Origin of the sequence: Acinetobacter pragensis, assembly GCF_001605895.1 — a bacterium.
In the GTDB taxonomy this organism is placed as follows: Bacteria; Pseudomonadota; Gammaproteobacteria; order Pseudomonadales; family Moraxellaceae; genus Acinetobacter; species Acinetobacter pragensis.
This window is the reverse complement of sequence record NZ_LUAW01000028.1, coordinates 38209-45180: the sequence shown is the minus strand read 5'-3', so window position 1 is coordinate 45180 and position 6972 is coordinate 38209. Positions and strand designations below refer to the sequence as shown.

Here is a 6972-nt window from a genome sequence, read left to right as displayed (position 1 = left end):
CGACATAATTGAGGCATAATCTTGCGCGGCGGATTTCACCAAAACCTCATTGATGCTATGCACAGTTATCGGCGACTGAGAGATAAAGGTCAGATCGATGGCCGCTACATTAATGGTCGGAACACGGATTGAAAACCCWTSCAACGGCGCCATTTTAACACTTTGAGCGATCGCTTTAGCTTCTTCTTCTTCTGCCTTAATCAGCTCAGAAACTGGCGCAATCCAAATCACGTTGCCATTACGCCGTTTATCAAGATTCTTCGTTTTTAAGACGATATCCAGCGCTTGATCCCAAGGTACATCTTTTAAACGCAGTGTAATATTTCCCTGTACAGAATCCGCAGCCACCATATTAATGTCTGTAAAATCTGCTAGCAACTGAAGTACGCGGCGCACTTCAATATCTTGAAAATCAAGAGATATCTTTTTACCTGTATAAGCATTTGCTGCTTTTGGACGCAATGGGTTTTTATCTTCTGGGCGCTTCAAGCTTACTGTCAATTTATTATCAGTCTGATACGCCATATATTCAAAATTGCCTGCAGATTGAATCGTAATCACACCATTACCGCCGTCATTACGCGCATCCACAGTTGAAACAGGTGTCGCAAAATCATTCACATTCAATCGGCGCGCCAAATGCGCAGGCACTTTATTGCCTAGAGTCCGAATCACAATTTTACTGCCTTGCTGCTGCACATCAACTGGCGTATTCCCTCCCAGCAAATCTACGACAACTTGACCTTCACCATTGGATCCCCGATTGAAGCCAATATTGGAAATCCCTTGTGCCTGGCTTTTCACTGCGGATTGTAACGGAGCATCTGATGCTGAATTAATTTTCAGAATGAAGGTATTGCCCTCAACACGGGTTGTAAATGCACCCGCATCAGCCAAATTCACGGTTAAACGTGAGCGCTGCGCATCTGAAGTAATGTCAACAGAAGTAGCTTCTGCTGTCGCAACTGGAATTGAGCTTTGTTTCAGCTTTTGATCTGCTTTATCAAAATCTAAAATCAGACGTGAAGGCTGATCTAGCTGATAAGCCTGTGGCTGTGGAGGCAAGCCATTAAACATCACGCGAATTTCAGTGCCCTGACCTGGAAGCTGCATGGGCACGATATTCGTCATACTGACTTGAGCACTCGCCGCCTGCATGACAGCCATCGCAACCGCACTCATTGAAAACTGACGAAACACTTGATTCATTGTATTGCCATCCCCAAAAATAAAATCTTTAACACTATTTTTCATTTTTATTCCTTTAAACTTAAGGTGTCGGTCCAATTAAAATAAGACTTCTAGGACGTTCAACATAACCTTCTCGCCCATCTGGAACAATCTCCATAACATCAATCTGAGTCGGTGTAATTTTAACAATCCGCCCATGATTAACACCCATATAATTCCCCACCTGAACACGTTCAACTTGGCCATCAGGCGTTTGAATTAGCGCCATAATTCTACCGGCCTGATTCAACAAACTGCCCTTCATATTTAAGTTTTCAATTGGAAAGCTTTCGAGAGGCTGAAGCTGACGGTTAAGATTTGGATATACACGTTTTCCAGCCATGGTTCGAAGTTCTGCAGCCAATGAACCAGGCATGAATGGACTTCTTAATTGCTGTGCGGCGTAGTTAAATGTTTCAACTGGGATAAAATCCGGCGCCGGCTCAATCGCAACGGGCGGCTGATTCCGAATATTGGCCATTTCTTGATTGACAATATCAATTCGAGACTCACAGCCAGCCAAAACTATACCCAACACGACAAACATCGAAATTTTTTGAATTCTCATTTGCTTGCCCCCGCAGCTTTTACTTCAGGCTTCGCTGATTTATCTTGACTTTTTTGCTGTGCAGCCGTTTCAGGCTCTGCATTGTCACTATTCCCAATATAACGGTAGGTCTTGGCTTTTAAGCTGTAATCAACTTTTGGAATATCACTTCTTTTTTCTTTATTTTCAGATGCGATAATCTCAAAATCATGCAAAGTTACAATACGGGATAAACCGGAAATCCCGCTGACAAATGCGCCAAATGAGTGATAATCGCCTGTTGCATCGATCGCAATCGGCTGCTCAATAAAGAACTCTTGTTTTACTTCAGGCTCAAGGCGGATATTTTTAAATTTCAGCCCTGAATTGACCCCTGTCAAGTTGATATCTTCCACCAAGCCAGGGATCTCTGTTTCTTTTGGCAATTGTTCCAATTGCTGATTAAAACGCGCTTCCATTTCTTGCAGCTGCATTTGATACTGCTGCAAATTACGGAGCTTCGAATCCTTTTCTCTAAACTCATTCAGCAAATTCTGCTCTTGCGCATTCGCATTGGAAATATCATCCATTTTGCCTTTAATTGCTAAAAAATAGCCAAGAGCAAGCACCAGCAGAATAATAAAAATCCAGCAGGTGATTTTTACCGATAACGGCCAGCTGCCGTAATTATTGGTGTCCAGTGTATTGAATTGCTGTAAAAACTTATCCAAAGTCATTTTTTTCTTCGGCGCAGCAATCGTATCTTGAGTTAACTCTTCAAATTCTTCACGGCTCATTTGGCAGCCTCCGTCGTAGAAGTTGCAGCAGCACCTTGATTTTCAGCAGTATCAGCAGCTCCTGACAACTCAGGCTGTGCAATTGCATCTAAATCAGCAGTAACCGTAAAAGTTCCGTAACTGTCTTCAACCCGCGGAACAATGGAGCTTGGCGCTTGAGCTTTTTTCTCTTCTGTCGCCAAGAATGAACTCATAAATGCATTGCGGTACCAAGGAGATGATTCCAGATTACGGAGCAATTCTGCAACAGTGTTTGGACTCTCGGCCTTTCCTTCCAAGGTGAATTTGTCACCTGCGCGGGTAAATTTAGTAATATACATATTGCTTGGTAGAACACGAACCAGCTCATCAACCAGATGAACCGCAATTGGCCGCTGGCCTTGCAAGCCTTGAATCAGCTTCATCCGCTCAACAATTGCGTTGCGCTGTTCCTGCAAGCCTTCCAGCGATTTCAACTGAATATCCAGATTCTGATTTGTACTGACGACCAATTGATTCGCCTGTTCCTGATCCTGCAATCGATTATCGAAATACAGCCAAGTTAAGCCAACCCCTAGAACCCCAACCAAAAATGCCCCGATGCAAACCGCAATAAATTCTTTTTTTCGTTTCTCCCTTAGCTCATCGCGCCAAGGGAGTAAGTTAATCTTTGCCATTAATCAAAACTCCTCAATGCCAAACCGCATGCCACCAAGAGCGATGAAGCGTCATTTTCAATTTTTTTAATATCTATTTGAGGTGAAAAACCCATTTGCAAAAATGGATTGGCAATCGTGACCCGATAACCGAGCTTTTGCTGAAGCAATTTTGCCAAACCCGGAATATTGGCATTCCCGCCAGCCAGCAAAATATGATCGATTTCATTAAACTGAGATGATGAGAAGAAAAACTGCAATGAACGCGCAGCCTGCTGCACAACAGCCTCTAAAAATGGCTCCAGCACTTCAATGTCGTAATCATCTGGCAAAGCGCGGGTTTTCTTGGCGCGTCCAGCTTCTTCATAAGACAAGCCGTAACGGTTCTGAATTTCCTGCGTCAGCTGCTTACCGCCAAAAACCTGTTCACGGGTATAAATGACTTTATTATTCTGCATGACCGACAAAGTGGTCATACTGTGGCCAATATCCAAAATACCGACCGTCTTTACCCCCATCGGCAAAGTATCCGAAAATACTTTAAATGCATTTTCCAAGGCAAAGCTGTCAACATCAGCAATTTTAGGTGTTAAGCCTGCCAGTTCAAGCACTTCTGAACGCGCCTCAACATTTTCAATTCGTGTAGCGACAAGCAAAACATTAACGCGGTTAGGATTAGACAAACGGTCTGGGAGAACCTCAAAATCAAGGCTCGCTTCATCTAAAGGGAAAGGAATATATTGCTCCGCATCCATACGAATCTGAACTTCTCGCTCATCACTCGTCATATCAGCATCCATTTCAATGATTTTGCTAATCACCATTGAAGTTGGGATGGCCAAGGCTGCATTCACGGTTTGAGTGTTGGCTAAATTAATTGCACGCTCTAATGAATCGCCCACAGCTTCAGGATTTAATATGTTTTTTTCAACAACGCTTCCTTCCGGCAAAGGCACCAAAGCATAGCTTTCAACCCAATACCGTCCACTCTTTACAGAAAGTTCCAAAACCTTAACAGAAGTCGAACTAATATCTACTCCCATTAACCCCTTATTTGGCTTACGATATAACCTGAGCACAATATAATTCCTATTATTTTTTTATCCCCAAAAAAGTAACTCACTAATTAGATTTCGTCTATAATTTTATACAGATACAATATCTCATATAACAATCTGCACGTCTTAAGGATATACTGACTGCCAATTAGTTTGCCATTAGCTCTTATTAAAACTTACTTGTTATGAAAAAGCTATCTTGTTCAGGCCTTGTCCATCCATTTTTTTTGATCCTAATTATTGTATTGGTCTCAATTCCGATGGGTTTCTATGGCATGTATCTCTATATTGCCCCATCTTTGCCTGAAATGTCCACCTTAAAAAAGGCGCCGCTGTTAAAGCCTTTACAGGTCTACAGTGCAGATAATGAACTGATTGCCGAGTATGGGGGCAAGCTGTCAGTACCTGTGGAATACAGTCAAATTCCGCAAACCTTTATTCATGGCTTTTTAGCCGCGGAAGATTCGTCATTTTTTGAACACAGCGGCATCAGCTTTAAAGGAATCGGCCGTGCAGTCAGCGAGACTGTCACTGGCTCAGATGTGCAAACCGGCGGCTCGACCATCACGATGCAGGTCGCTAAAAACTATTATTTGAGCCCTGAACGAACCCTGAAGCGCAAACTGACAGAAATTTTTCTGGCGCGGAAAATTGAAGAAAATCTCAGCAAAGAAGAAATTTTAACGCTGTATGTGAATAAAATCTTTTTAGGGAAAAACGCCTACGGAATTGCCGCAGCTGCCAAAATCTATTACAACAAAAACTTAGATGAGCTGACAACAGCACAGATGGCCATGATTTCAGGCCTGCCGAAAGCACCGTCCAAATACAATCCTGTGGCGAATCCTAAACGGGCGCTGGAACGCCGCAATTGGATTTTAGGACGCATGCTGCAATTGGGCTATATCAATCAAGCCGAATATCAAAAAGCCATTGCTGAACCGATTAATCTGGATATGCCTGAACGCGGGATCAACAACCGCTTTCCTTACGTCGGTGAAATGGTCCGTTCAGAACTGGTACAGACACTGGGTGAACAGGCCATCGACTCCGGCTATAAGGTTTACACAACAATTGACAGCAAACGCCAAGCCTATGCCGAAGAAGCGGTGCAAAGCGGTTTAGAAGATTATGACCGGCGCCACGGCTGGCGTGGTGCAGAAGCGCATGATAAGCCTTTATCTGAGTTCATGGCCTACGCCAATACCTTTCCGGCTCAAGTCACTAAAGTCGGTTCTTCAACATTTGAAGCTTTAATGCAGGATGGCTCCACGGTGACCGTGCCTTGGTCCGGCATGTCATGGGCACGCCCCTACCGCAACGCGAATAGTGTAGGCAATGCGCCCAGCAATGCTTCGCAAATTGTAAAAGTCAAAGATATTATCCGCCTGCGCCCAAATGAAGGCAAAACCTCTTGGTCTTTGGTGCAAATTCCAAAAGCGCAAGGTCAGCTGATTGCGTTAAACCCCAATAATGGCGCGATTGAAGCGATTGCCGGCGGCTACAACTTTTACCAATCGAAATTCAACCGCGCATTGCAGGGCTGGCGCCAGCCAGGGTCTACGATTAAACCGTTCGTTTATGCTTTAGCGCTGGAACGCGGCATGACACCTTTCAGCATGGTGAATGACAGTCCGATCACCATTGGCAAATGGACACCCAAAAACTCGGATGGCCGCTATTTGGGCATGATTCCATTGCGGCGCGCGCTGTATTTGTCTCGAAATACGGTATCTGTACGCTTATTGCAAATGGTCGGTATTGAACGCACCCGCCAGCTGTTTATGGATTTCGGCCTGCAGGAAAATCAAATTCCGCGCAACTATACCATTGCCCTTGGCACACCGCAGGTGCTGCCTGTACAAATGGCGACGGGCTATGCCACTTTTGCCAATGGCGGCTACCGCATTCAGCCTCATTTCATTGACCGCATAGAAGATGCCTACGGCAAAGTGATTTATCAATCCAACCCTGAATATGCCTGCATTACATGCATTAATGAAAAAGAGCAGCCTTCTGATTCTGCCGGACCGGCAACACCGGATGATGAGGCATTCCAAGTCACTGCCACTGCAAGCAATCAGCCTGAAGAAAAAATTGATACGGCTGATTACCGTCAGGCAACCCGGATTTTAAAATCCAGCTCAGCCTTTGATATGGCGAATATCCTGCGTGATGTTATTCAGCACGGTACTGGACGTGCAGCCTTAAAAATTGGCCGCAATGATATTGGCGGTAAAACCGGAACCACCAATGACGCCAAAGATGCATGGTTTGCTGGCTTTAACGGCAAACTGGTCGCGATTGCATGGGTCGGCTTTGATCAGCCGTCCACGCTAGGCCGCCGTGAATATGGCGGTGTCGCCGCCCTGCCCGTGTGGACTAACTTTATGGCCAACGCCTTAAAAGGAACACCGGAGTCTTGGGTCCGCTTAGATAAAAATGCCAAAGCACCAATCAACCGAAATCAAGCAGCCAGCAGTGCGCCAGATGACAATCCAGCGCATGACCGCACTTCACCGCCATTGGCACAGCCGATTTACCGCCCTGCGCCAGCTCCTGTACGACGTCCAGTACAAAATGACTTTGAAGATTTGCCCGGTGAAGAAACGCTCGTACCCAACAGCAGCATACCGCCTGCAATGCAAGAGCGTACTGCGCCCGTAGCGCCTAAAGCGCATGCGGATGCTTTAAGTGATCTGATTAAGCAAGTCGAGTAAATATCA

General features: G+C 45.0%; 6 protein-coding genes. 1 reads left to right on the top strand and 5 read right to left on the bottom strand.

From position 1 onward, the window contains the following. The 5 genes from AZH43_RS12740 to AZH43_RS12720 all read right to left on the bottom strand — a co-directional run. The coding region (locus AZH43_RS12740) for an AMIN domain-containing protein (RefSeq protein ID WP_227509817.1) at positions 1–1209 on the bottom strand (1209 nt) is incomplete at its 3' end. A 61-nt stretch (positions 1210–1270) separates the two neighbouring features. Continuing rightward, complete coding sequence (locus tag AZH43_RS12735) at positions 1271–1798, bottom strand: pilus assembly protein PilP (RefSeq protein WP_067670253.1); 528 nt, start codon at positions 1796–1798, stop codon at positions 1271–1273. Beyond that, positions 1795–2553 (bottom strand): type IV pilus inner membrane component PilO, encoded by a 759-nt coding sequence (locus AZH43_RS12730; RefSeq protein ID WP_067670251.1) that lies wholly within the window; start codon positions 2551–2553, stop codon positions 1795–1797. Before AZH43_RS12730 ends, AZH43_RS12735 begins: the two co-directional genes overlap by 4 nt. Further along, entirely contained in the window at positions 2550–3209 is a 660-nt protein-coding gene (locus tag AZH43_RS12725) for a PilN domain-containing protein (protein WP_067670249.1), read from the bottom strand. Before AZH43_RS12725 ends, AZH43_RS12730 begins: the two co-directional genes overlap by 4 nt. Beyond that, entirely contained in the window at positions 3209–4267 is a 1059-nt protein-coding gene (locus AZH43_RS12720) for a pilus assembly protein PilM (protein WP_067670247.1), read from the bottom strand. Before AZH43_RS12720 ends, AZH43_RS12725 begins: the two co-directional genes overlap by 1 nt. A 164-nt stretch (positions 4268–4431) precedes the next feature. Between AZH43_RS12720 and ponA the strand changes: the two genes are divergently transcribed. Beyond that, positions 4432–6966: a penicillin-binding protein PBP1a gene (gene ponA / locus AZH43_RS12715; protein ID WP_067670245.1), complete on the top strand. Its 2535-nt coding sequence runs from the start codon at positions 4432–4434 to the stop codon at positions 6964–6966. The last annotated feature ends 6 nt before the right edge of the window (positions 6967–6972 follow it).

Coding starts and splice junctions, on each gene's coding strand:
- AZH43_RS12735 (WP_067670253.1), bottom strand. CDS start 1,798: ATGAGAATTCAAAAAATTTCGATGTTTGTCGTGTTGGGTATAGTTTTG.
- AZH43_RS12730 (WP_067670251.1), bottom strand. CDS start 2,553: ATGAGCCGTGAAGAATTTGAAGAGTTAACTCAAGATACGATTGCTGCG.
- ponA (WP_067670245.1), top strand. CDS start 4,432: ATGAAAAAGCTATCTTGTTCAGGCCTTGTCCATCCATTTTTTTTGATC.
- AZH43_RS12725 (WP_067670249.1), bottom strand. CDS start 3,209: ATGGCAAAGATTAACTTACTCCCTTGGCGCGATGAGCTAAGGGAGAAA.